The sequence below is a fragment of the Nevskia sp. genome (assembly GCF_021732705.1).
GTDB lineage: Bacteria > Pseudomonadota > Gammaproteobacteria > Nevskiales > Nevskiaceae > Nevskia.
This window is the reverse complement of sequence record NZ_JAKFUM010000020.1, coordinates 15,980-39,642: the sequence shown is the minus strand read 5'-3', so window position 1 is coordinate 39,642 and position 23,663 is coordinate 15,980. Positions and strand designations below refer to the sequence as shown.

The 23,663-nt window shown below is 64.2% G+C and carries 21 protein-coding genes; 6 read left to right on the top strand and 15 right to left on the bottom strand.

Going from position 1 to position 23,663, the window contains the following annotated elements:
• Positions 1-305: 305 nt before the first annotated feature.
• From QZ951_RS18745 to QZ951_RS18730, 4 genes are all read right to left on the bottom strand, one after another.
• On the bottom strand, positions 306-620 hold the full coding sequence (locus tag QZ951_RS18745; RefSeq protein WP_293003402.1) for a hypothetical protein: 315 nt from the start codon (positions 618-620) through the stop codon (positions 306-308).
• 125 nt (positions 621-745) lie between these two features.
• The gene (locus QZ951_RS18740) at positions 746-1,555 is read right to left on the bottom strand and encodes a M14 family zinc carboxypeptidase (RefSeq protein WP_293003400.1); all 810 of its coding nucleotides are present in this window, start codon (positions 1,553-1,555) and stop codon (positions 746-748) included.
• A gap of 65 nt (positions 1,556-1,620) precedes the next feature.
• Entirely contained in the window at positions 1,621-2,268 is a 648-nt protein-coding gene (locus QZ951_RS18735; RefSeq protein ID WP_293003398.1) for a thiol:disulfide interchange protein DsbA/DsbL, read from the bottom strand.
• Positions 2,269-2,276: 8 nt separating this feature from the next.
• Positions 2,277-2,906 carry a c-type cytochrome gene (locus tag QZ951_RS18730; protein WP_293003396.1) on the bottom strand — a complete coding sequence of 210 codons (630 nt, stop codon included), beginning with the start codon at positions 2,904-2,906 and terminating at the stop codon, positions 2,277-2,279.
• 79 nt (positions 2,907-2,985) lie between these two features.
• Between QZ951_RS18730 and yihA the strand changes: the two genes are divergently transcribed.
• Complete coding sequence (yihA, locus tag QZ951_RS18725) at positions 2,986-3,651, top strand: ribosome biogenesis GTP-binding protein YihA/YsxC (protein WP_293003394.1); 666 nt, start codon at positions 2,986-2,988, stop codon at positions 3,649-3,651.
• Positions 3,652-4,209: 558 nt separating this feature from the next.
• Here yihA and polA read toward each other — a convergent pair.
• From polA to QZ951_RS20440, 5 genes are all read right to left on the bottom strand, one after another.
• Positions 4,210-7,026: a DNA polymerase I gene (gene polA, locus QZ951_RS18720; protein WP_293003392.1), complete on the bottom strand. Its 2,817-nt coding sequence runs from the start codon at positions 7,024-7,026 to the stop codon at positions 4,210-4,212.
• Between the two features lie 30 nt (positions 7,027-7,056).
• Positions 7,057-8,367 (bottom strand): type II toxin-antitoxin system HipA family toxin, encoded by a 1,311-nt coding sequence (locus QZ951_RS18715; RefSeq protein ID WP_293003390.1) that lies wholly within the window; start codon positions 8,365-8,367, stop codon positions 7,057-7,059.
• Complete coding sequence (locus QZ951_RS18710; protein WP_293003388.1) at positions 8,360-8,638, bottom strand: helix-turn-helix domain-containing protein; 279 nt, start codon at positions 8,636-8,638, stop codon at positions 8,360-8,362. The genes QZ951_RS18715 and QZ951_RS18710 overlap by 8 nt, the downstream gene beginning before the upstream one ends.
• Before the next feature lie 128 nt (positions 8,639-8,766).
• A complete protein-coding gene (gene lysA, locus QZ951_RS18705; RefSeq protein ID WP_293003386.1) occupies positions 8,767-10,014 on the bottom strand; it encodes a diaminopimelate decarboxylase in 1,248 nt (415 codons plus the stop codon).
• A gap of 45 nt (positions 10,015-10,059) precedes the next feature.
• On the bottom strand, positions 10,060-10,311 hold the full coding sequence (locus QZ951_RS20440) for a lipoprotein (protein WP_366943986.1): 252 nt from the start codon (positions 10,309-10,311) through the stop codon (positions 10,060-10,062).
• 173 nt (positions 10,312-10,484) lie between these two features.
• Between QZ951_RS20440 and QZ951_RS18695 the strand changes: the two genes are divergently transcribed.
• Positions 10,485-11,159: a carboxylesterase gene (locus tag QZ951_RS18695; RefSeq protein WP_293003384.1), complete on the top strand. Its 675-nt coding sequence runs from the start codon at positions 10,485-10,487 to the stop codon at positions 11,157-11,159.
• A gap of 24 nt (positions 11,160-11,183) precedes the next feature.
• On the opposite strand, the gene QZ951_RS18690 is transcribed toward QZ951_RS18695, so the two are convergent.
• The gene (locus QZ951_RS18690; protein ID WP_293003382.1) at positions 11,184-12,263 is read right to left on the bottom strand and encodes a serine hydrolase; all 1,080 of its coding nucleotides are present in this window, start codon (positions 12,261-12,263) and stop codon (positions 11,184-11,186) included.
• A gap of 48 nt (positions 12,264-12,311) precedes the next feature.
• Positions 12,312-13,214 carry an EamA family transporter RarD gene (gene rarD / locus QZ951_RS18685; protein ID WP_366943988.1) on the bottom strand — a complete coding sequence of 301 codons (903 nt, stop codon included), beginning with the start codon at positions 13,212-13,214 and terminating at the stop codon, positions 12,312-12,314.
• Between the two features lie 214 nt (positions 13,215-13,428).
• On the opposite strand from rarD, the gene QZ951_RS18680 reads away from it, so the two are divergent.
• From QZ951_RS18680 to QZ951_RS18665, 4 genes are all read left to right on the top strand, one after another.
• Positions 13,429-14,325: a LysR substrate-binding domain-containing protein gene (locus tag QZ951_RS18680; RefSeq protein ID WP_293003378.1), complete on the top strand. Its 897-nt coding sequence runs from the start codon at positions 13,429-13,431 to the stop codon at positions 14,323-14,325.
• Positions 14,322-16,760, top strand: a complete 2,439-nt coding sequence (locus QZ951_RS18675) for a ligase-associated DNA damage response DEXH box helicase (RefSeq protein WP_293003376.1) — start codon at positions 14,322-14,324, stop codon at positions 16,758-16,760. Before QZ951_RS18680 ends, QZ951_RS18675 begins: the two co-directional genes overlap by 4 nt.
• 70 nt (positions 16,761-16,830) lie before the next feature.
• Entirely contained in the window at positions 16,831-18,042 is a 1,212-nt protein-coding gene (locus QZ951_RS18670) for a hydroxymethylglutaryl-CoA reductase (protein ID WP_293003374.1), read from the top strand.
• Between the two features lie 21 nt (positions 18,043-18,063).
• Positions 18,064-18,312, top strand: coding sequence for a hypothetical protein (locus tag QZ951_RS18665; RefSeq protein WP_293003372.1), 249 nt, complete (start codon positions 18,064-18,066; stop codon positions 18,310-18,312).
• Positions 18,313-18,650: 338 nt separating this feature from the next.
• On the opposite strand, the gene QZ951_RS18660 is transcribed toward QZ951_RS18665, so the two are convergent.
• The 4 genes from QZ951_RS18660 to QZ951_RS18645 form a co-directional block, all read right to left on the bottom strand.
• Entirely contained in the window at positions 18,651-19,172 is a 522-nt protein-coding gene (locus QZ951_RS18660; protein WP_293003370.1) for a hypothetical protein, read from the bottom strand.
• A gap of 117 nt (positions 19,173-19,289) precedes the next feature.
• Complete coding sequence (locus QZ951_RS18655) at positions 19,290-19,631, bottom strand: hypothetical protein (protein WP_293003368.1); 342 nt, start codon at positions 19,629-19,631, stop codon at positions 19,290-19,292.
• A gap of 913 nt (positions 19,632-20,544) precedes the next feature.
• Positions 20,545-20,997 carry a DUF302 domain-containing protein gene (locus QZ951_RS18650; protein ID WP_293003366.1) on the bottom strand — a complete coding sequence of 151 codons (453 nt, stop codon included), beginning with the start codon at positions 20,995-20,997 and terminating at the stop codon, positions 20,545-20,547.
• 123 nt (positions 20,998-21,120) lie between these two features.
• On the bottom strand, positions 21,121-23,538 hold the full coding sequence (locus tag QZ951_RS18645; RefSeq protein WP_293003364.1) for a TonB-dependent receptor: 2,418 nt from the start codon (positions 23,536-23,538) through the stop codon (positions 21,121-21,123).
• Between the last annotated feature and the right edge of the window lie 125 nt (positions 23,539-23,663).

The following is a 23,663-nucleotide window of genomic DNA, read 5'->3' as shown; positions in this document are numbered from 1 at the left end:
ACGCGGTCAGGCCCCATTCCAGCCTCGACTACCTGACACCCAATGAGTTCAAGGCTTCACTGAAACATTCAACCCAACAGGGCGCCAGTCTCTAGGTTCCACTGGTCCGAAGGAAGCCAGCAGGTCAGCGTCGCGCGGTCTGAACGCCGACTTGGTGTTTAATCAAGGACGCGACGTCACGTTCGAAGCTGGAGCAGCAGATTCCGGTCAGTGCTTATCACCATCCACGCGCCTCTCGACAGGAGGCATGAAGCCGCGCAACCCAAGACGCAGTTAGCACCGTGTAATCGGTTAGCTTACAACCGTCAGCGCACACCGTTGCCGATGCGAGGATCAAGCTGCCGCAGCGCGTCGCCGACATTTGTTTGCCCGGTACTGTTCACATCGTCGCGGTCGTAGCGTCTGCCAGTGACGTTCAGGCATTGAGAGGACTTGCGCTTGATGCGGCTGCCGGTGTCGGTCAGGCAGCTGACCGGTAGCGATGTCTTCGCTGGTGTGGCTTCTGCCGATGGTTTCGTGGCTGCTTCGGAGTTCGCGGAACTGTTCGGTGACAGTTCGTCGGCGTTGACGCACAACGCGGCAGCCAAGCCGCATAGAAGAATTGCGATTGCTGATTTCATGGGTCGGGCCTCGGCTTGCCATGGTGTTGGCGCGGACAGACAGACGCTACGCTGGCTTTGACGCAAACTCAAACTGCCGCAAAACCCGAGCGCGCACCCGACGAACAGGCTGGAACTGCACCCGATCAGGGGCTGGCGGGCGTCGCGATGGTCTTGTCGAGCCAGCCAAGGAGATCGGACCAGATGCGCCCCGATTGCGACGCAGACGGTGACTGCGTCGCCTGCGGCAGTTCCATCGTGATCACCGGCAGCTTGAGCGACAAGCCGGCGTACTCGCCGAGCGAGCCCGGGTAGACGCCGAGGGGTTGCAGGCGCAGATAGCCCAGCTTCTTCGGCGGATCCTTCGGGCCGTCGAAATCCAGAATGCCGTATGGAGCGTGGACGCTGACAATGGCGTCCGGGCGGAACTGCTGGATCTGCTCGACGATCCAGCGGGTCTCCGGTTCCGAGCCGGCGCTCGGGCCCGGATAGCGGCGCGGGTCGCTCTTGGCCTTCTTCTTCCAGTAGTTCAGTGCCTGGCTGGTCCAGTTCGGCGATGGGAAGTTGCGGTTCAGGTCGACACCACGGACGTTGACGCGGGTCGAGGTGTCAGCGAACAGGCCGTCGGGATTGGTCAGAGGCAGCACGCGCCAGTGATAGCGCTGGTAGCGCCCGGACTTCAGCAGCTCGATCCACTGGAAGACGACGGTCACCGATGACAGTTCGTCGCCGTGAATGCCGCCGAGGATCAGGACGCGCTTCGGGGCCAGCGCCGTCGCTGCCGCGGGGAAGTCGCGATACAGCAATGGTCGACGCGCGTTGGAGACTGCTGCGGCGGCCTGCAGGTCGGCGTCGCGGCACTGTTGGGCGTCGAAATTGTTGATGCGCTTCGACAGGCCGCGGCAGAACGATTCGACCGCGACCGCATCACCAGTCGACGAAGGCTCGGCAGACACTTGCCCGCAGTAGCAGGCAAGCGCTGCCGTGCCGAGCAGGGCTGCGCGAGAGAAGTACCGCAAGATCAGCCGTTGCGTTCCTTGCGAATCTTGTTGGCGAGGAAATCGACAACCTTGAACGCGTCCGGCGAGCCGGAAACGACATAGCGACCGCCGACGATCAGCGACGGCACGCTGCGGATCAGGTAGGTCCGCGCCAGTGCATCGGCCCGGCGCATGCCGGAGTCGACGACGAAGCTCGACGCCACGCCGTCGAAGTCCGCCGGCTTGATCCCGGCGGCCGCGACGTACAGCGCGCGGATCGATTCCAGCGAGCTCATCGGCTGATGCTGCTCATGAATCGCGTTGAACAGCGCGCTGTGGGTCTTGCCGAGAATGCCAAGCGTCTGCCCGATGTAGAAGGCGCGCGCATGGACTTCGCCTTCCGGACGGCCCAGCGTGTTCGGGATCTGGATGAAGTCGATGTCGCCCGCCTTCGTCGGCTTCCATTTCTCGACCGAAGGTTCGAGGCTGAAGCAGTGCGGGCAGCCGTACCAGAAGAACTCTTCGACCGTGATCCGCTTCGGATCAGCCGGCTTCTGCGGCGACGGCAGTTCCGCGTAATCCTTGCCGAGCTGGTAGCCGCCGCCGGTATCGGCAGCGCTGCAGGCCGCGGAGAACAGCGCGAAGGCGGCGATCAGGCCGCCGGCGAAGAAGGTCTTGAGGGAGCGCATGAAATTCCTTACTGGAGTCCGGAGAGGTAGGACGACAGCGCCTCGATCTCGGCATCGGTGAGATTCTTGGCCACTGCCGCCATCATCAGACCGCTGCCTTCCTTGCCGCGTTCCCCGGCGCGATAGGCGCGCAGCTGCACGGCGGTGTAACCCGAGTTCTGCCCGCCGATGTGCGGAAACGCGGCGGCAGGATTGCCTGCGCCCTTCGGGCCGTGGCAGGCACCGCAGGCCGGCAGGCCGCGGGTAGCGTCGCCGGCGCGGTAGAGCTTCTGCGCGACCGGAACCGAGGCTTCGCTGGCGACACCCGGCACCGGCTTCTGGGCGCTGAAGTAGGCAGCGAGATCGGCCATGTCCTGCTCGGACAGCGCCGACGCCTGTGCCCACATCACCGGGTTGTTGCGCTTCTGCGACTTGAACGCCACGAGCTGGTTGTAGATGTACTTCGAGCCCTGTCCAGCGAGCTTCGGCCATTCCGGATTGATCGCACCATTGCCGCCGGCACCGTGGCAGGCGCCGCAGACCGCCGCCTTGGTGGCGCCGGCTGCAGCATCGCCCTTGACGAACGGGTCTTTCGCGTCACCTTCGGCAAACACCGACAGGGGGCCACACAACGCGAGGGCGAGCAGGACACGCTTCATGAAACACTCCGGCAGGATGAATGCGTGGCGCAACTCGCACCAAGCGCATAATGTTGAATTGAAGCGCGAATCTTACACGATGACCCCCTCTGCGACGAAAGACACGGCGAAGCCGACGCTGCCGAATCCCTATGCGCGGGCGCGCTTCCGGATGTCGGCTGCCCAGTTCGGACAGTTGCCGGTCGATGGCCGGCCGGAAGCCGCGCTCGTCGGCCGCTCGAACGCCGGCAAGTCGAGCGCGATGAACGTGATCTGCAACCAGAACGGGCTGGCTCGCGTGTCGAAGACGCCGGGTCGCACGCAGCTGATCAACCTGTTCGACATCGATGACACGGCCCGGCTGGTCGATCTGCCCGGCTACGGCTTCGCGCAGGTGCCGATCGCCGTCCGAAACGCCTGGGGACACCTGGTTGGCGGCTATGTCGAGAAGCGCGAGGTGCTCCGCGGCATCGTCGTCGTGATGGACATCCGGCACCCGCTGACCGAGCTCGACATCCAGATGCTCGAGTGGTGCCGTGATCGCCTGCTGAACGCGCATGTGCTGCTGACCAAGGCCGACAAGCTGAGTTTCGGCGCTGGCAAGAACACCGTGCTCAAGGTCCAGCGGGAGCTCAGGGACTTCGATCCGAACATGACGGTGCAGGCGTTCTCGGCGCATGCCAAGACCGGCGTTGACGAAGCGCGCGCCAAGCTCAGCGAATGGCTGGGTCTGGAAGCGCCGCAGGCCGAAACCGACGCCGGCTGAAAGCGCGCGACTTGCCGTCCGTCATCGGCAAAACAGAACCGTTTGTCAGACGCTGCGAGTGGCGCTAGGATCGGCGCTTGGCTGTCGCGAAACGCCGGGCAAAAAAATGCCCGGAGGGTCGGGGGAACCCACCGGGCAACGAGTTCCGGCTTGGGGGAGCCGGGCCGGCCAGGGAGTGGGGCCGGTGAATGGGAAGGGAGTCACCATTCGCAATATCAGACTCAGCGGAGCGGGAATAAGTTCAGGGCCAGTTCCGAAAAATTTGCGTCAAAACTGAAATATTTGGTCAAGTCTCTGAAATAAAAAGAATTATTGTTTGGAAACCGATTTCAGAATCGGGCCAGACCCAGAGCAGAACGATTTTGGGGATGGGCGGTACGAGCGGTAGGAGGCCGGTCCGGGGGGGCCGGCCTCGTTGTTTTGGGGCGCTGATCGGTCCGATCGACGCTGCCCTCGACATGCCGACGGCCGATCGTCCGATCTCAAGCAGCGCCACGAGTTGGCCGAGACCGCCAATGCCGGATCGAATCCGACTCCGCGTCGGCGGGCACCAGGCGGTCACCCTGCGCTGCTGACGTGCCCGGTCGCGTTGTGCGCGGCATCCCAGTTCGGGCCGATGCCGAAATCGGCCACCAGCGGCACTGCCAGTGTTGCCGCCCGGCACATCAGCCCGGCAATGGTTGGCGCGAGCGTCTCCAACCGCGCCGTCGGGCCTTCGAACACCAGTTCGTCGTGCACTTGCAGGATCATCCGCAGGTCCGGCGCGTGGATCGGCAGCCATGCCGCAACGTCGATCATCGCCCGCTTGATCAGATCCGCAGCCGTGCCCTGCAGCGGCGCGTTGATCGCCGTGCGCTCGGCATACTGCCGCTGCGCCGCGCTGCGGTTCAGGATGTCCGGCAGATACAGGCGGCGCCCGAACAGGGTTTCGACATAGCCGCTGGCGCGCGCCTGTTCCTTGGTGGTTTCCATGAAGCGCTTGACGCCCGGATAGCGCGCGAAGAAGCGGTCGATGTAGTCCTGCGCGTCGTTCCGGCCGATGCCGAGCTGCTTGGCCAGGCCGAAGGCCGACATGCCGTAGATCAGCCCGAAGTTGATCGCCTTGGCCGCCCGCCGCGATTCCGCGCTGACCTGATCCAGCGGCTGGCCGAACACTTCCGCCGCCGTTGCCAGATGGATGTCCAGGCCGCGCCGGAAGGCATCCTGCAGACGTTCGTCCTCGGAAAAATGCGCCATCAGCCGCAGCTCGATCTGCGAATAGTCGATCGACAGCAGCGCGTTGCCCGGCTCGGCAATGAAGGCCTGACGAATCCGCCGGCCATCGGCGGTACGCACCGGAATGTTCTGCAGGTTCGGATCGTTCGACGACAGGCGCCCGGTCTGCGCCACCGCCTGGTGGTAGGACGTGTGGATGCGCCCGGTCTGCGGATTGACCTGCTTCGGCAGGTTGTCGGCATAGGTCGATTTCAGCTTCGACATGCCGCGCCATTCGAGGATCAGCCGCGGCAGCGGATGCTCGTCGGCCAGTTCCTCCAGCACGTTCTCGGCGGTCGACGGATCGCCCTTCGGCGTCTTGCTGACCACGCGCAGCTTCAATTGATCGAACAGGATCACCTGCAACTGCTTCGGCGAACCCAGATTGAACTCGCCGCCGGCGGCGGCGAAACACTCGGCCTGGATCTCGTCCATGCGCTTCGCCAGTTCGGTGCTGACCCGCGCCAGCAGCGCGGTATCGACCTTCACGCCGGCGAACTCCATGCCGGCCAGCACCGGCACCAGCGGCATTTCGAGCGTTTCGAACACCGATCTCAGCGCCGGCTCGGCCGCCAGCTTCGGGAACAGCGCCTCGTGCAGCCGCAGGGTGATGTCGGCGTCTTCGGCCGAGTACTGCGTTGCCTGGTCGATCGCCACCTGGTTGAAAGTCAGCTGGCCCTTGCCCTTGCCGGCCACGTCGGAGAACGAAATGGTCTTGTGATTCAGGTACTTCTCGGCCAGCGTGTCCATGTCGTGGCGGTTGCCGGCGGCGTCCAGCACGTAGCTTTCCAGCATCGTGTCGAAGGCGACACCGCGCACGTTCACGCCGTGGCGCGCAAGCACGTTCAGGTCGTACTTGATGTGCTGGCCGAGCTTCGGCCGCGCCGGGTCTTCCAGCAGCGGCTTGACGCGCGCCAGCACGGCCGTGCGATCGAGCTGTTTCGGCGCGCCGAGATAGTCATGCGTCAGCGGCACGTACCAGCCGTGGCCGGCTTCGGTCGCGAACGCCAGCCCGACGAGGCCGGACTGCATCGCATCGAGCGCATCGGTCTCGGTGTCGACGCAGATCAGCTCGGCCGCTTCGAGCTTCGCCAGCATGTCGGCCAGCGTGGCTTCGTCGAGCACGGCGATGGCCTGAGTCTTGGCGGACGGTGCGGCGGGTGCCGGAACGTCGTCGGTCCGTTGGTCGACCCGCGTGTCGTCCGCTTCCACCGGCACCGACACCGTCGTCGGCTGGGTCTCCGCGACGCCATCGATCGGCCCCAGCTCCTCCAGCACCCGATGGAAGCCGGATGCCTTGTAGATCGCCGCGAGCTTCGCCTTGTCCGCCGGCCCCGGCACCAGCTGTTCCAGCGTCAGCGGCAGCTCGACATTGCAGCGGATCGTCGCCAGATCGTGCGACATCGGAATCTGCGGGATCGCATCGCGCAGCTTTTCGCCGACCTTGCCCTTGATCTCACCGGCCCGAGCGATGATCGCGTCGAGCGAGCCGTACTCGTTCAGCCACTTGGCGGCCGTCTTCGGGCCGACGCTCGGCACGCCGGGAATGTTGTCGCTGGTATCGCCGATCAGGGCGAGGTAATCGACGATGCGTTCCGGCGGCACGCCGAACTTCTCGACCACGCCGGCCGGGTCCATCACCCGGTTCTTCATCGTGTCGACCAGCTTCACGCGGTCGTTGACCAGCTGCGCCATATCCTTGTCGGAGGTGACGATCAGCACTTCATGGCCGGCGGCTTCACCGATCTTGGCCAGGGTGCCGATCACGTCGTCGGCTTCGACCCCGGAGACCGACAGCGTCGGCAGACCCATCGCCTTGACCATGTCGACGATGATCGGCCACTGGTGCAGCAGGTCCGGCGGCGTCGCGTCCCGGTTGGCCTTGTACTCGGCGTAGCTCGCTTCGCGGAAGGTCTTGCCGGGCGCGTCGAAGACCACGGCGATGTGTTCCGGCGCGTAGTCTTTCTGCAATCTTTTCAGCATGTTGACCATGCCAAAGATCGCCCCGGTCGGCTCGCCGCGGGCGTTCGAAAGCGGCGGCAGCGCGTGATAGGCGCGGAACAGCCAACCCGAGGCGTCGATCAGGACCAGCGGGTGCTGCTTGGGAAGGACGTCGGACATGGCATGCGGCCTCAGGGTGAGGCGGGAAGCCTAGCGCAGCGTTGGTCTAACTTCCTTCAGTTCAGCTTCAAACTTCTGAATCTGCGCATGAACCATGCGGGTCCAAACTTCGATCCGAGCTACGATGACTTGGCCGGCGAGTGCGCGCGCATCGCCGGTTGATTGGAAATCATCCAGCAATCGATCGAAGTTGGCGGTTACCGAATCGATGACGAGATGCAGCCGGTTTGTGACGAAACCCGGTGCGAGCCCACAGTCCTCCGCAAACGCGCGCCAATCCCGCATTGACATGTATCGAACTGTCTGCGCGCCGCCGATCCGCATCGCGAACTTGTCGCTGAGGTGTGGATAAGCCGCCGTCGAGATCAAGTCGTAGAACGGTGCCAGCCGAGTCTGACCGCCGCGATAGATGAGCGAGAGGTTCTTGGCATGCGCATCGTGATTGCCGATCAGGAAATTGAAGATCACCCAGTCGAGCAGGCGCAGCAGGTCGCCGGTCGGGTCGGAGCTGACGCGGCGGACGAGGTCGAAGCAGGCTTTCAGCGACGGCCCGCCTTCGGCTTCGTACTTGTTCGATGACGGCACGCCGAGCGCCTGACAGAAATCCTCTTGATGCAGGCGCTTCACGCGGCCAGTCGCGACATCGCGAATGCGGTCATAGCGTTCGACCACATAAAGCGGCGGATCGGTTTCGATCCAGCAGTCCGGCACGTCGAGCCCGCAGCGCTTAGCCAGAGTCATGCAGAACGCTTCGTTCTCGATCGAGCCGGGCAAATCGCGGATCGCCGGCTTCAGGATGTGAGTCGAGATCGCGCATGGTGCTGGCTTCACCCAACTGTCGCCGGCCTTGCACAGCGCGAGTTTGGTCTGGGCGCCGGCCAGCGACAGGCGCATGCCGTGTTCACCGGCGAGCAGCGGCCGGCTTGGCGCTTCCGTGACCATGCGGCGCAGTTCGTCCACCGGCAACAGGCTGCCACCGGCGGTGGTCTCGACGATCAACCCATCAGGCCGCGTCAGCATCAGCGCGCCGGCGCAATCGCCGCCGATGGCATCGAGCAGGGCGTAATCATTGCGTTCGGAAATCCGCAGCGCGCGAGCGACAGCGCTGCGGACATCGCCTTCCGGCAGCAGGTTGCCAAAAAACGACTCGACTTCCGGACCCTCGTGCGGTTCAGCTTGTGCCGGCAAGCTTTGCGAGATCACCGGGAGCGACTTTCGCGCCAGCCAGGACGCGTCGTAAGCGAAGACCAGACTCTGCCGCTGCTGCCAGAGTCGACCGACGAGGACGCCACTGAGCTGGACGACGAGATGCTCGTTCGGGATGCGGCCGGCGTCAGACATCGTCCGGCTCATCGCGCAGCATCAGCGGCGGCGGCCACATCAGGCTGCGGTCGTGCAGCACCAGATCGCAGCCGAGCGAGGCAAGCACCTTAAGCACCAGATTCAGGTCGACATTCGGCTTGCCGCGCTCAAGCTCGGACAGGAAGCGCAGGCCAACGCCGCTGACACCGGCCAGCTCACGTTGGCTGTAGCCGCGCGACTGCCGACGATCCCGGATGTACTCGCCCAGATGCTCGAAATGGACCGCTTCGTGATTCGTGTAGAACTGCATCGAGGCTCACCCAATATTCCCGATCGGGTGATTCTGCGGGTTAAGCCGAAAAATCTCAATGACGATTCCCGATCAGGATTCTCTATTGAATAATTTTCACTCGGGAACGGAATTTGTCCCCATCGGGATTACGACAGAAGACGCTCGTTCTGCACCAAGTCGTCGAAGCTTTCGCGGGCGCGCACGAGGTGCATGGCATCGCCATCCACCAGCACTTCGGCGGCGCGGCCGCGCGAGTTGTAGTTGCTGCTCATCGTGAAGCCGTAGGCGCCGGCGGTGCGGAAGGCCAGCAGGTCGCCTTCGGCCAGCGCCAGTTCGCGGTCGCGGGCCAGCCAGTCGCCGGTTTCGCAGACCGGGCCGACCAGATCCCAGGTCTTCGCCTCGACGTCCGTGCGCGGCGCGGCCGGCAGCACGGCGTGCCAGGCGTCGTAGAAGCTCGGGCGGATCAGGTCGTTCATCGCGGCATCGATGATCGCGAAATTCTTGTGCGCACCGGGCTTCAGCAACTCGACCCGGGTCAGCAGCACGCCGGCATTGCCGGCAATGGCGCGGCCGGGTTCGGTCATGACGATCAGCTTTCGCCCGGTGAGCTTGGCCTTCAGGGCCGTCGCCCATTCCAGCGGCGACGGCGGGGCTTCATCGTCATAGCGCACGCCGAGACCGCCGCCGACATCGAGGTGATGCAGCACGATGCCGCGCGCGGCCAGACGATCGACCAGCGCCAGCACCCGGTCCAGCGCATCCAGGAACGGAGCGATTTCAAGCAGTTGCGAGCCGATGTGGCAGGCCACGCCGTCGATCGCCAGCCCCGGCAGGGTCGCGGCGAGCTGATACAGGCGCTCGGCCTCGGCGATGTCGACGCCGAACTTGTTTTCCTTCAGGCCCGTGGAGATGTACGGGTGGGTCTTGGCATCGACATCCGGATTGACCCGGAACGCGATGCGCGCGCGCTTGCCGTGCGTCGACGCGAGCGCGGACAGCCGGTGCAGCTCGGCTTCGGACTCGACGTTGAAGCAGTGGATGCCGACCGTCAGCGCCAGCGCGATCTCGGCCGCGGTCTTGCCGACGCCGGAAAACACGATCTTCGCCGGATCGCCGCCGGCCTTCAGCACCCGCTGCAGTTCGCCGCCCGAGACGATGTCGAAGCCCGCGCCGAGCCGCGCCAGCACCTGCAGCACGGCGAGGTTCGAGTTTGCTTTCACCGCGTAGCAGACGCGGTGTTCAAGGCCGTTCAGCGCGTCGTCGAACGCGCGGTAATGGCGCTCCAGCGTGGCGCGGGAATAGACGTACGTCGGCGTGCCGTGGGCAGCGGCGATGGCGGACAGCGGCACGCGCTCGGCGCACAGCGCGCCGTCGCGATATTCGAAATGATCCATGGACGGCGTTTCGGGAAGCGTTTGAGCGAGGATGAACGAGTGTCGTCAGCGCGGCGGCGACGGCGCGGCCGCTGGCGTTTCCACTGGCACTTCCGCCGGTGTCGCCGCCGGGGCCGCCGCGGGCGCGCTCGATGAGGCCGCGGCTTTCTTCTTGTTGCCGCCGCCATCCGCACCGATCAGATAATTCTCGCGGGCCGGCGCATCGGCCGGCAGATGCAGCGGACCGGTCTGGCCGCAGCCGCCGACAGAGACGGCGGACGCAAGCAGCGCAAGACAGGCGAGCACACGAGCGATCATCGAAGCACCTTTCGGCAAGCGGGACCGGCAGCGCCGGCAATGGCGCGACACGGCGGGTTCGCGAGTTTAACAGCCGTTGCCGCGCGGACCCGGCATCGACACAATCGCGCCCCAGCGGTGCCGTGCCCGTGCCGGCGCGGCCTGCCCCCGGACCTTCCGACGAGACCCGCCGCATGAAAATGACCGAAACCGCCGCCGCCGTCGTGCTGGAACCGCCGCAGCCGGCGAACGCCGCGGTGATCTGGCTGCACGGCCTCGGTGCCGATGGCCACGACTTTGTGCCGATCGTCCCCGAACTGCGCCTGCCGGCGGCCGTCCATGTCCGCTTCATCTTTCCGAACGCGCCGGTGCGGCCGGTGACCCTGAACGGCGGCCTGCCGATGCGCGCCTGGTACGACATCAAGAGCCTGACCCGCGGGGACCTGCAGGACGATGCCGGCATCCGCGCGTCTGCCGCGACGCTGATGGGCTTCGTCGCCGAGCAGATCAAGGCTGGCATTCCGCGCTCGCGCATCGTCATCGCCGGCTTTTCGCAGGGCGGCGCGATCACGCTCCACGCGGTCTGCCGGCTCGACGCGCCGCTGGCCGGCGCGATGGCGCTGTCCACCTACCTGCCGCTGCATGACACGCTGCCGAAGGAACTCACCGACGCCGGCCGCGCCACGCCGATCCTGATGTGCCACGGCACGGCCGACCCGGTGCTGCCGCTGACGCTCGGCAGCGACAGCCGCGATGGCCTGCGCGGCTGGGGCTGCCGCGTCGACTGGCACCAGTACGTGATGGGCCACTCGGTCAGCGCTGACGAGATCGGCGACATCTCGCGCTGGCTGTCGACCGTCCTCGCCTGAAGCGCCGACCCGAATGCGGGTCGCTCAGCGGATCGCGCTGAGCACGCCTTTCAGCGTCTGCAGATCGGCCTCGTTGCTGTTCGACAGCACGATGAAGCTGCGGCCGTGGCGCAGATCGCGCAGCCACAACGCATTGCTGCCGGCGATCGAGCCCTGCCGCTCCGCGCATTCGGTGGCCTGCCCGCCGACCTGGCACGGGTAGACCCAGAAGCCGTACGCCACGTAACCGAGCGAGGGATTCGAGGTCAGCATCACCCGCGTCGACTCGGCATTCAGCAGCCGGTGGGTCCGCAGGGCCGCGTCGAACGCGAGCAGATCGCCGACGGTCGAGACCAGGCTGCCGGCCGCGCCGTAGGTTTCCGGGAAACACGGCGGATCCGCCCGCAACACGCCGGGCTGATCGTCATCGACGAAATAGGCGGACGCCAGATTCGGCACGATCGCCTCGCTGGCAAGCGCGAACGTGTTCCGCAGACCCAGCGGCTGGGCGATGCGCGCCGCGACGAGCGCCGGGAACGGCTGACCCTCAACCGTTTCCAGCACCCGTTCGAGCAGCCGGTAGTCGAGATTCTTGTACTTGAAGGCCGTGCCCGGCGCGGTGACCGGATCGCCCACGGCCACGCGCGCGACGAACTCGGCCGCCGACAGGCGCTGCTGGTACAGCGCGAAGCCGGTGGTCTGGTCCGTGTCCGGCAGGCCGGACGAGTACGTCAGCAGCTGGTGGATCGTGACCTTGCCGAACGGCTGCGCGGCGGTTTCCGGCAGCACCTCGGCCAGCGTCGTATCGAGCGTCAACCGCCCCGCTTCCACGGACTGCAGCACCAGCACGGCGGTGAAGGTCTTGGTGACCGAGGCGATGCGGAAGCGCGTGTCGAGCCGGTTCGGCTGCCGCCACTCCCGGTTCGCCAGCCCGAATGCCTGCCGATAGACCGGCCGGCCGTCGTCCGCCACCAGCACCACGCCGCTGAAGTGGCTGTCCTTCGCGAAGGCGCGGACCGCCTGGTCGAAGCGCGCGGCGGCCGCCGGCGGTTCGGCCGCCTGCGTCGGAAGCAGCAGGGCAACCGTGGCGGCAGTCGCAAGCGCGGCGAGTCGGCGGCGGATCATTGGGCACCATCGGTTCGGGGATGGGCCCGATGGTAGCGGCTGCCGGTGCTACTTCACCGACAGCGCGTCGTCGGCCTGCGGCGGCGCCACCGGCACCGGCTTGCGCCGCGCGCGGATCAGGCCGTCGCCGGCGTAGATCACCAGCGCCATCCAGATCATCGCGAAGCCGATCGCGCGCGTCTGCGTGAACGGCTCGTGATACAGGAAGATGCCGAGGAACAGCTGCATCGTCGGGCCGATGTACTGGATCAGGCCGACCGTCGAGTACGGGATCAGCCGCGCGCCGAACGCGAACAGCGCCAGCGGAATCGCCGTCACCAGACCGCCGGCGAACAGCATGATGTCGATGGTCAAGGTCGTGTTGCCGAAGGCGCCGGCGCCGGCGATTTCGAGCCAGGCCAGATAGATCGCCGCAAACGGCGCGATCAGCAGCGTTTCGGCACCCAAACCGGCAATGGCATCGACCTTCACCACCTTGCGGATCAGCCCGTACAGCCCAAACGACAGCGCCAGGCTCAGCGCGATCCACGGCAGCTTGCCGGTCTGGAAGGTCAACCAAGCCACGCCGAGGAACGCGAAGGCGACCGCCGTCCACTGCGGACGGTTCAGCCGCTCCTTCAGCAGCAGCACGCCGAGCAGCACGTTGACCAGCGGGTTGATGAAGTAGCCGAGGCTCGTTTCCAGCACGTGGCCGGAATTCACGCCCCAGACATAGACGATCCAGTTGCAGCTGATCAGCAGCGCGGTGAGGAACAGCCGCAACAGCGTGGCGCGGTCCGACAAGGCGGCGCGGACATTGCCGAGCTGACCGCGCCAGGCCAGCCAGCTCATCACGAACGCGCAGCACCACAGCAGGCGGTGCGACATGATCTGCAGCGCCGGCACGCTGCTCATCGGCTTCAGGTACAGCGGCAGCAGGCCCCAGATCAGGAAGGCGCAGACCACGGCCATCAGGCCCTGATGGCGGGTGGGGGTGGCGGGGGTGGCCAGCGAAGGGGCGGCGCTCATGCTGCTCATCGTGTCATTCTCGACGGAGCTGTGGGGCCGTCGCTCCGGCGAGTGGAGATTCGGCACCGGCCGAAGCCCGAAACTCGCCTGATTCAGGAAGCGGCGCATCCTGCGCGCGCGAATGACGGCCCGCAAGCGAAACGCGTTGAGAGTCACGATGAGCGAAATTCACGACACCGTGCCGCCCCGCATCCCGCCGCTGCAGGCGCTGCAGGCATTCGAGGCCGCCGCCCGGCACCAGAACTACACCCGCGCTGCCGAGGAACTGGCGCTGACGCCGAGCGCGATCAGCCACCACATCGCCGCGCTCGAAGCCCGCAGCGGCGAGCGCCTGTTCCGGCGCGACGGCAGCCGCATGGTGCCGACCGAGGCCGGCCGGCTGATGGTGCTGAAGGTACGGCAGGCGCTGAAGCTGCTCGAACGCACGTTCGGCCCGGCGCGCCGCGAGGGCCGCACCGCGATCACGCTCAGCGTGCTGCCGTCGCTCGCCGCGCGCTGGCTGGTGCCGCGCCTCGCCGCGTTCGAGGCCGACTGCCCGCAGGTCGATCTGCTGATCGACGCCAATCTCGCGATCGTCGATCTCGCCCACGGCGCGGCCGACTGCGCCATCCGCTTCGGCCCCGGCGGCTGGACCGACGTGCAGCAGGAACTGCTGATGGGCGACGAGCGTTTCCCGGTCGCCAGTCCGCGCTATCAGGGCGGCGCGCTGCCGCAGCGGCCGGAGGATCTGGCCCGGCATCGCCTGCTGCGCAATCCATGGATGCCGTGGGAACCGTGGTTCGATGCTGCGGGCCTCGCGCTGACTGATCCGCCCGGCGGCACCGCGTTCAACGATGCCTCGATCATGCTCGACGCCGCCGAAGCCGGCCTCGGCATCGCGTTGGCGCGGCGCTCGCTGGTCGGCCGCGAGCTGCGCGATGGCCGCCTCGTCCGCCTGTTCGACATCGCCGTGCCCGACCCGCACCACTACTGGTTCGTCTGGCGCGCCAACCACCCGAAGCTCGACGCGATCCTCGCCGTGCGGGACTGGCTGAAGGAACAGGTCGAATCGTGAGCCGGCTCGAAGCCATCGAGCGCTGGTACGGCCAGCGCGGCTGGACCGTCTTCGATTTCCAGCGCGCCGCGTGGGACGCCTACGGCCGCGGCCGATCCGGATTGATCCACGCGCCGACCGGCACCGGCAAGACGCTCGCCGCCTGGCTCGGCGCGCTGCTGGAAGCCGAAGCCGGCTTCGGCGAGCCCGCCGCCGCGGATACGCCGGAGCCGATCCGCGTGCTGTGGATCACCCCGATGCGCGCGTTGGCCAACGACACCGCCGCCAACCTGCAGGCAGCCTGCGATGCCCTCGGCGTGCCATGGAAAGTCGAATGCCGGACGGGCGACACCTCCGCCGGCGCGCGGGCGAAGCAGCGCAAGCGCCTGCCGCAGGCGCTGGTCACCACACCGGAATCGGCCTCGCTGCTGCTGAGCTATGCCGACCTGATCCCGCAGTGGCGCGGCATCCGGGCCGTGATCGTCGACGAATGGCACGAACTGCTCGCGACCAAGCGCGGCGTGCAGACCGAACTGGTGATCGCGCGGCTGCGCGCATTGGCGCCGGGCCTGCGGGTCTGGGGCCTGTCGGCCACGCTCGGCAATCTGGATGAGGCGCAGCGGGCGCTGCTCGGCCCGGCGGCGGCCGACGGCGTGTCGCTGGGTGCCGATCTGCCGAAGACCATCGAGATCGAAACCCTGGTCCCGGACGCCGTCGACCGCTTCCCGTGGGGCGGCCACATGGGCCTGCCGCTGCTGCCGAAGGTCGCCGAGGTGCTGGACCGCGCCGGCTCGACCTTGGTCTTCACCAACACCCGGGCGCAGGCCGAGCGCTGGTTCGAGGCGATCCAGATGATTCGCCCGGAACACGCCTCGGCGCTGCATCACGGCTCGATCGAGGCCGACACCCGCGCGGCCGTCGAACAGGGGCTGAAGGACGGCTCGCTGCGGGTGGTCGTCGCGACCAGTTCGCTCGATCTCGGGGTCGATTTCTCGCCGGTCGAGCAGGTCGTGCAGATCGGCGGGCCGAAAGGCATCGCCCGGCTGCTGCAGCGCGCCGGCCGCTCCGGCCACCAGCCCGGCGTGCCGAGCCGCATCGTCTGCGTGCCGACCCATGCGCTGGAACTGGCCGAGTTCGCCGCCGCCCGCCGCGCCGTCGAACAGCGCCGGATCGAGCCACGCCGGCCGCTGGTGAACTGTCTCGACGTGCTGGCCCAGCACGTCGTGACCCTCGCGCTGACCGGCACGATGACCGCCGACGCCATCCGCGCCGAAGTCGTCACCACGCATGCCTACGCCGCGCTGCCGGATGCGGAATGGCAGTGGGTGCTCGATTTCGTCATGCGCGGAGGCGCGCTGCACGCCTACCCGCAGTTCCGCAAGGTGATCGCCCGCGACGACGGCGTGCTGATCGTCGACGATGCCACCGTCGCCCGCCGCCACCGGATGAGCGTCGGCACCATCACCTCCGATTCGATGATGCGGGTGAAGTACCTGAGCGGCGCCGGTGTCGGCTCGGTCGAGGAAAGCTTCATCGCAAGACTCAAGCCCGGCGAAAGCTTCCTGTTCGCCGGCCGCAAGCTGACCCTGGTGCGGGTCAAGGACATGGCCGCGTACGTCAAGCCGGGCGGCACCAGCCAGACCATTCCGCGCTGGAACGGCGGCAAGATGCCGCTGTCATCCACACTGGCCGCCAGTCTGGTCGAACTGCTGGCGCAGCCGGAACAGAACGCCTCGCCGGAACTCGCCGCTCTCGCGCCGCTGCTGGCGATCCAGCGCCAGTGGTCGCAACTGCCGCGCCCCGGCGTGCTGCTGGCGGAACGCGCCACCTCGCGCGAAGGCGAGCATCTGTTCGTCTACCCATTCGCCGGTCGCCATGTGCACGAAGGCCTCGCCGCGCTGCTCGCGTGGCGGCTGTCGAAGCAGGCCAAGATCACCGCCACGCTGACCCCGAACGACTACGGCTTCGAACTCCTGGCGGAATCGCTGCCGCCGCTTGATGGCGCAGCACTTCAGGCGCTCCTGTCACCGTTCGATCTCGACATCGACCTGCCGGCCAGCCTCAACGCTGCCGAAATGGCCAAGCGCCGCTTCCGCGAGATCGCCCGGGTCGCCGGCCTCGTGTTCGAGGGCTATCCCGGCAACGGCAAGACCGTGAAGCAGGTGCAGGTCTCGTCCGGCCTGCTGTTCGACGTGCTCAGCAAGTACGACCGCGACAACCTGCTGACCCGGCAGGCGCTGGCCGAAGTGCTTGAACAGCAGCTCGACTACCGCCGGCTGCGCGAAGCCGTTCAGACCATCGCCGGCCAGACCGTCACCATCGTCGACACCCCGCGCTTCACGCCGCTGGCGTTCCCGCTGTGGGCGGAGCGCATCGGCTCGCGCCTGTCGACCGAAGACTGGAAAGACCGCGTGCTGAAGATGGCCGCGTCGCTGGAAAAGGCCGCCGCCCGCTGAGCCTGCGGAATTCAGACGGCTTGCGTGGCAGCATCGACAGACACCAAAACATAAAGACGAGGAGAACCCGATGTCGAACCCCGAAAAAGACCCATCCACGACCGCTGCCGCCCGCGCCGCCAAGGTGCCGCGCGACAAGACCAACGACTATTCCGCCGACATCGCCAGCCGCCGTCGCGCGTTCGTGCAGGAACAGACCGGCGTGGTACTCGAACACGTCGGCCAGTACTCGTTCGATCCCGGCGTGCTGCCCGGCAACATCGAGAACTTCATGGGTGTGGCCCAGGTGCCGATCGGCCTCGCCGGCCCGTTGCGGATCAACGGCGAACACGCCCGGGGCGACTTCTACATTCCGATGGCCACCACCGAAGGCACGCTGGTGGCGAGCTACAACCGCGGCATGCGCCTGCTCAGCGAACACGGCGGCGTGACCTGCACCGTGGTCGAGGACCACATGCAGCGCTCGCCGGTCTTCATGTTCGACGATGCCCTCGCCGCCCGCCGCTTCGGCGACTGGGTGACGGTGAATCTGGACAGCATCCGCAGCGCGGCACAGGCCACCACCCGCGTCGGCCAGCTGAAGCACATCGGCCAGTACGCCGTCGGCAACCTGCGCTATCTGCGCTTCAACTACGCCACCGGTGACGCGGCCGGCCAGAACATGGTCGGCAAGGCGACGCTCGCCGCCTGCCAGTGGATCCAGGCGAATCATCCGGATCACCCGAATTTCGTGCTGTCCGGCAACATCGACACCGACAAGAAGCACTCTCAGATCAACACGCTGACCACGCGTGGCAAGCGGGTGGTGGCCGAAATCACGCTGAAGGATTCGATCCTGCAACCGCTGATGGGCGTCACCGGCAAGCAGCTGTTCCACGCCCGCCAGATCAGCCAGGCGGGTGCCTTCATCGCCGGCTCGTCGAACAACGCCGCCCACGCGGCCAACGGCATCACCGCCCTGTTCATCGCCTGCGGGCAGGACGTCGCCAACGTCGCCGAATCGCATGCCGCGACGACGTACTGCCAGTTGCTCGACAACGGCGACTACTACTGGTCGATCACGCTGACCTCGCTGATCTGCGCCACGTATGGCGGCGGTACGGGTCTGCCGACGCAGCGCGAGTGTCTAGAGATGCTCGGCTGTTATGGCAAGGGCGGCGCGCTGAAGTTTGCGGAGATTTGTGCGGGTGTCGTGCTGGCGGGGGAGACCTCACTCAGCTCGGCAATCCTCGCGGGGGATTGGGTTTCTTCGCATGATCAGTTGGGAAGGAATCGGCCTTGAGTGCAAAGCCCGGAGTACACGATGGCCCGGATCACCGTTCGTAATCTCGAAGACAGCGTCAAGCTTCGTTTGGAGGCTTGTGCACGTAGTCACGGCGTCAGTTTCGAAGAAGAAGTCCGCAGCATCCTTCGCGATGCGGTGCGTTATGAGACGTCAGCCAAGGCCGGGCTGGGCACCGGCATTTCGTCGATGTTCGGCCGCGATGGTCTCTATGAGACATTTCCCGAAGTGCGTGGCGGGCCGGCGGTTCCGGTTGAGTTCGAGCCGTGATCGTTTTCGGTGCCAACGTGCTGTCCTGTCGATTTCTCGGGACACGCAGATCGCTTGCATCGTGCTTGTCAGACAAGCGACGCTGACTGCGCACGACTCGCGGCACTTCGGCGGACTAGCAATTCTGCAGGGATCGCTGATGAATCTGCCGAGGTTCTTGATTTCGAAGAACTTGGTTTCGAAAAATTAGTACTGTGTCACCTTGAATACCCATCTGAATTTTTCTGTAGTCTTTCCGGAGTAATAATCTCATAGGTTGAGCACAGCCAACTAAGCGCTGCGTTTAAAATTTTAGATTTTTGTCTTATGTTAGAAGCTTGCTAAACGTCAAGATACTCTTACTTTGCTTTCACCCCTTTAAAGACGGCTTTCGGTGGGTGTGCAAGCACTGCACCAGCCATTAATTTGTTTTTATCTCCGTTGATAAAAGCAGACTTGTTGTGTTCGAAAATCGCTTCCATCATCTGACCATGAGTCAGATAAGGCTTTTTCCATCGCTGCGCGACACTTTCTAGAGTTTCACCCGTCTCAACAACGTGGATATCTGGCGAGAGATCTTCAGACTGTAGCCAAACGGGACAATCATGAGATGCGCCGCGGATGATGCAATCGTAGACAAGCTCTTTCGCATCGCCGAACAGCAGCGGTACTGATTCCCTAAGGTCTTTGTATTTTGAAACAAATTCGACGGTACCAAATATAAATGCAGTGACGTAGACCACTATGCGTGCCTTGATGCATCCGTCACTTGTGCTTAACACTCCAAATATCACTTCGAACGGATAATTCTTGCGCCTTACTCTCTCCTGCAACAAGCTCAAAACCGCGGAAACATGTTCTCGTCTTTCGCTTTCGCTCAACGGCGGACGCAATTTTGGAGTGTTAACGACGATCCCGATCGTCCCAACGGAAACCAAGTTTCCCACAACCCCTCCCAATTATGTTATTTATTTGTTTTTGAAGATATAGGATATAATTTAAGTAGCTTTACTTGAAAACCAAGCTTTTGACTGTGATGTATTTAAGAATACGAATAAAACAATTAGCAGGAGTGTCTCAATCGCAAGTAAAAAGGTCTGCACAGGAACTTGAGATATCGATGGTGCACCAGAGTTCAAAAAATAAACTGAGCCTGCAATTGAACCGGCTAGGCAATACCCTTTTAAGATGTCGTCAGAATACTTGACCCTTCGATAAAAAGCATAGCAGGCAGCAACGAGTGTAAGATTGACAATAGGTGCAGCGAATTTCCAAAAGCCATGTTCTAGTGCCGGAAGTAATGCCGCTGTTATCAACAGCAGTAATGCCTCGGCGCTCAAGATCGATTTCAAATGATTTGGCATTGCTACCTCGTGCCGCGCATCAGCATTTAATCGCAGTAGATACTAAGTCATGCACGTGCTTTTACTGGGTGCTGTCGAGAATGCAATTGCAATTTGGTGTTGTGGCGATTGAGGCAACAACGCCTGTACAATTTTGTTTAAGTCGAGATGAAACCCAGATTCGGTGGTTACTATACTGAGCGGTCTATCGAAGAAGATAACTCTATTTGGCTGAACTAAAAGAGTAACTTCTGTCCACCGAAGAACAGTATTTGAGCGAAGCCAGCTATGAAGCTCGTGAAACGCTAATACGTACTTAAACAGTTTGACGTGAAAAGAATTAAGTTGTAGTGCTACAGCAGTGCAAACTAAAGATGCTTCGTCATATTCCGCATGATTACCTGAGCCAGACTTCTTACACGCTGGCTGTACGATTCCGCGACGAACCCAATCCTTGAACAAGGATTCTTCGCACCCGGTCTGCGCTCGAACGATGGATGACTGCACCTTTAAAGTTGCCTGAAACACTTTAAAGGTTTTTTTAATGCTCTTATCAGTGCGTGTCAACTGTGTAAGTGACAATTCTATGTAAAAGCTGCCGGGCAACCGATAAAAGGCAAAGTTCACGCCAAGATCGGGGCTGGCGGTCTTGCGAGTTCATGTGATCCTTTTAGCGGGAGAACTGGATTTGCTCAGGCTCTTTTCGGGCCGGGGAATCAAATAACGCCAAAAGTTTGCGAAAGCAGCACTGACGCGAGCTAGCCGCATGCAGCCCTAATACCGACGAAAAGCGGCATACATGGTCTGCTGCAGCATACTCAGCAGGCGTAGATCGCAACCATCGTCGGAATGACACCAACTAATGGCAAAGCGCGCTTCGGTTCGCCGAACCGCGCGTCAAAGCCTCGACCTACTTCGCCAACGCAGCCTCCGAAACCCCAGCCAGCACCTTCCCGATCGCGACAGCCGCTGGACAATCCGGAACTCCGTGCCGTCTGGCGAGGTACAGCGGGTCGTTGTAACCGAGCCAGACCTGCGCGCTGGCGTCTTCCCAGACCAGAGCCTTCAGCGGCAGGTCGATGCCGATGGTCTGGGCGCATTCCATGAACGGGGTGCCGCCTTTCGGATGACCGAAGATCAGTACGTCCGTCGGTCGCAAGGTTTTGCCGACGGTTGCCGCGCCCGCCGCATGATCGATCCGCGCGAAGATTTTCAGGCCGCGTTCCTTGGCGATGCCTTCGAAGCGGTCCATCGTCTCTTGGGCGCTGTAAGGACTCCTGGCGACGATGAGGCCGTCAGCCGCGCTGGCGGCGGTTACCGTGAGTGCCAGAACCGCTGACATCAGGATGTTGACGAGCTTCATGGGTTCTCCGGGTCGGCGACCATCGCGTGCAGCGCGTGAATGACCCGGCCACCTTAGCAAGTCGCGCTGCATCGACCCTCGGCGATGTGCTCCGACCCCGTGCGCGGCTATCGATCGTCGATTTCAGAACCCGATGCGAACGGTCAAACCCACCACGCGGGGATCACCGGGCTGGCCGAGGATCAGACCGGAGTTGCCGGCTTGGATCGTCAATGCAGTGAGGTAATCGCGATCGAACAAGTTGCGGGCGAACACGGCGAATTCCCAGCCAGTCCGAAAGCGATAGCCGACGCTTGCGTTGACCACGGTGTAGCCGCTGATCTCGGTGAACTGCGAGGCCGAGGTATCGCTGTTGTAGCCGGTGCGCGAGATCGAGTCGACGTGCAGCACCGCGGCACCGGGGCCGACCGGCCGCGTGTAGTCGAAGCCGATCGTGCCGACCCACTTCGACAAGCCGGCCAGTGCCACGCCGGTCAGATTGCAGGCCACGGTCGCCGCGGTCTGCACTTCGAGCGGGCAGGGGCCGTTCGGATAGTCGGTATTCTCGCCATCCGCGTACGCCACCGATGCGCGCAGCTGCAGGCCCTTGAACAGCACGGCGGCGATGTCGGCCTCGACACCCTGCACGCGCACTTCCGGCACGTTGGCGGGGTACGAGCGCAAGGCCGCGGTTTCCAGATTAGAGACGATGTTGGCCTGATAGTCCTCGACCACCGAGCGGTAGGCGGCGAGATTGACCGTGGCACGGCCGTCGAACAGTGTGGATTTCACGCCGAGTTCGATCGTCGCGTTCTTCTCGTCGCGGATCACCGCTGTCGCCAGTGCAGGCTGGTTCTGGGCATCGAGCGGCAGGCCGGACTGGTTCAGCCCGCCGGACTTGAAGCCGTAGGCGTAGCTCGCGTACGTGAGCAGGTCATCGGTCACGGCGTAACCGAGATTGGCGCGGCCGGACAGGTTTCCGCCACTGTTGGACGCCGTGTAGGCCTGCGGCCGCAGGATCGACAGTTGTGCACGCCGCAGCTCCGCGGCCGTGGCAGCATCGTACTGGCTCAGATCCGGGCCGCCGAACACGCGTGTTGCATAACGTCCGTTCTTTTCCTCGAACGTGTAGCGCAGGCCCAGCGTGCCGGTCACGCGCGGGATGATTGCATAGCTGGTTTCGCCAAAGGCTGCGTAGCTCTTGATGTCGAACTTCGACTCGCCGATCTGGCCATAGCCATCGAGCAGGTTGCGCGGGATCGGCGCCGAGAAGTTCGCCTGATTGAGCAGCCAGTACGCGCCTTCTGGGCCGTAGATGCTGGTCGGCTGGCCGCCGATCGCCTGCGTGTAGAAATAGAGTCCGCCGACGTAGTTCAGCGGCCCGCTGCCGTCGGTGGCGACGCGAAGTTCCTGGCTGTACTGATCCTGGCGAGACGGAATTCGCTGCAAGGTCTGGATCGGCACGCCGATGAAGTCGCGGTCATTGGCGACATTCCAATCCCAGTAGCGCCAGGCGCTGACCGAGGTCAGCGTGTGCCGGCCCAGATTCCATTCGGCGATCAGCGAGGCGCCGCCGTCCTGCGTGTCGATCTGCAGATCGGCGTCGATATCGGTCAGCCGGTCATAGACGTTGCGGCTGGGCGGTTCGTAGCCCAGCCCGGCCGCCAGTGCCGGGAACTGGCGCGCAGCACTGCGACGGCTCTGGCCCACGCGCAGGAAGGTCTGGGTGCAGCAGGCGGCTTCCTGATCAGAGACATCGGCGATCAGCCTGAGGCTGAGGTCCTCGGTCGGCCGGAACAGCAACTGTCCCCGCAGCGCGAAATTGTTCAGCGCATTCAGATCGTCACCAGTGACGACGTTCTCGATCAAGCCGTCGCGGCGGGTGAACTGACCGGATACGCGCGCCGCGACAAGGTCATCGATCACCGGACCAGAAAATCCTCCCTTGGCCTGGAAGAAGTTGAACTCACCGAACGAGACCTCGCCGTTCGCTTCCGGCGTGAACGTCGGCTGACGGCTGATGATGTGGATGGCGCCGGCCGTGGTGTTCTTGCCGAACAGCGTGCCCTGCGGACCCCGAAGCACCTCGATCCGCTCGATGTCGGTGAAATCGAACGAGGCCGTCGCCGGTCGGCCGTGATAGACCTGATCGACGTAGAAGCCGACGCCGGGTTCGATGCCGTCATTGGCGGCACTGACCGACAGCGTGTTCGAACCGAGGCCGCGGATCGTGTAGGCGGTGTTCCGCGGGTTTGCCGAGTTGTAGTACAGCGTCGGCACCAGCTGGCTCAGCGACTGGATGTTCACCGTGTAAGTGCTGTCGAGCAGACTGCCACCGATCACCGACACCGCAGCTGGCACCGCTTGCAGATTCTCCTCGCGGCGGCGAGCGGTGACGATGACCTCGCCCAGCGTGACCGCGTCCTTTTCGTTCTTGCCGTCGTTCGCCGTCGGTGTTGCGGATTCGGCAACGGACTCGGGCGGCGGGGAAACTGGCTCCGCAGTAGCGGGCAGCACGGTCAGGCTCACCGACAGCGCGACGAGTACGGATTTGGCAGACATCGGGTTTTCCTTCGACGTTGTTCGATCGATATATATCCAACTATATATCGGTGTTGAATCGTCGGCGACAGTCCCCGCGGCGCGCGTGCAGAGCCAACGCAGCGACACATCGCACCGGACCACGG

Excerpts from the sequence above, each read along its gene's own strand:
- QZ951_RS18745 (WP_293003402.1), bottom strand. The coding sequence starts at position 620 with ATGAAATCAGCAATCGCAATTCTTCTATGCGGCTTGGCTGCCGCGTTG.
- QZ951_RS18735 (WP_293003398.1), bottom strand. The coding sequence starts at position 2,268 with ATGCGCTCCCTCAAGACCTTCTTCGCCGGCGGCCTGATCGCCGCCTTC.
- QZ951_RS18730 (WP_293003396.1), bottom strand. The coding sequence starts at position 2,906 with ATGAAGCGTGTCCTGCTCGCCCTCGCGTTGTGTGGCCCCCTGTCGGTG.
- yihA (WP_293003394.1), top strand. The coding sequence starts at position 2,986 with ATGACCCCCTCTGCGACGAAAGACACGGCGAAGCCGACGCTGCCGAAT.
- polA (WP_293003392.1), bottom strand. The coding sequence starts at position 7,026 with ATGTCCGACGTCCTTCCCAAGCAGCACCCGCTGGTCCTGATCGACGCC.
- QZ951_RS18715 (WP_293003390.1), bottom strand. The coding sequence starts at position 8,367 with ATGTCTGACGCCGGCCGCATCCCGAACGAGCATCTCGTCGTCCAGCTC.
- QZ951_RS18710 (WP_293003388.1), bottom strand. The coding sequence starts at position 8,638 with ATGCAGTTCTACACGAATCACGAAGCGGTCCATTTCGAGCATCTGGGC.
- lysA (WP_293003386.1), bottom strand. The coding sequence starts at position 10,014 with ATGGATCATTTCGAATATCGCGACGGCGCGCTGTGCGCCGAGCGCGTG.
- QZ951_RS20440 (WP_366943986.1), bottom strand. The coding sequence starts at position 10,311 with ATGATCGCTCGTGTGCTCGCCTGTCTTGCGCTGCTTGCGTCCGCCGTC.
- QZ951_RS18695 (WP_293003384.1), top strand. The coding sequence starts at position 10,485 with ATGAAAATGACCGAAACCGCCGCCGCCGTCGTGCTGGAACCGCCGCAG.
- QZ951_RS18690 (WP_293003382.1), bottom strand. The coding sequence starts at position 12,263 with ATGATCCGCCGCCGACTCGCCGCGCTTGCGACTGCCGCCACGGTTGCC.
- rarD (WP_366943988.1), bottom strand. The coding sequence starts at position 13,214 with ATGGCCGTGGTCTGCGCCTTCCTGATCTGGGGCCTGCTGCCGCTGTAC.
- QZ951_RS18680 (WP_293003378.1), top strand. The coding sequence starts at position 13,429 with ATGAGCGAAATTCACGACACCGTGCCGCCCCGCATCCCGCCGCTGCAG.
- QZ951_RS18670 (WP_293003374.1), top strand. The coding sequence starts at position 16,831 with ATGTCGAACCCCGAAAAAGACCCATCCACGACCGCTGCCGCCCGCGCC.
- QZ951_RS18665 (WP_293003372.1), top strand. The coding sequence starts at position 18,064 with ATGGCCCGGATCACCGTTCGTAATCTCGAAGACAGCGTCAAGCTTCGT.
- QZ951_RS18650 (WP_293003366.1), bottom strand. The coding sequence starts at position 20,997 with ATGAAGCTCGTCAACATCCTGATGTCAGCGGTTCTGGCACTCACGGTA.
- QZ951_RS18645 (WP_293003364.1), bottom strand. The coding sequence starts at position 23,538 with ATGTCTGCCAAATCCGTACTCGTCGCGCTGTCGGTGAGCCTGACCGTG.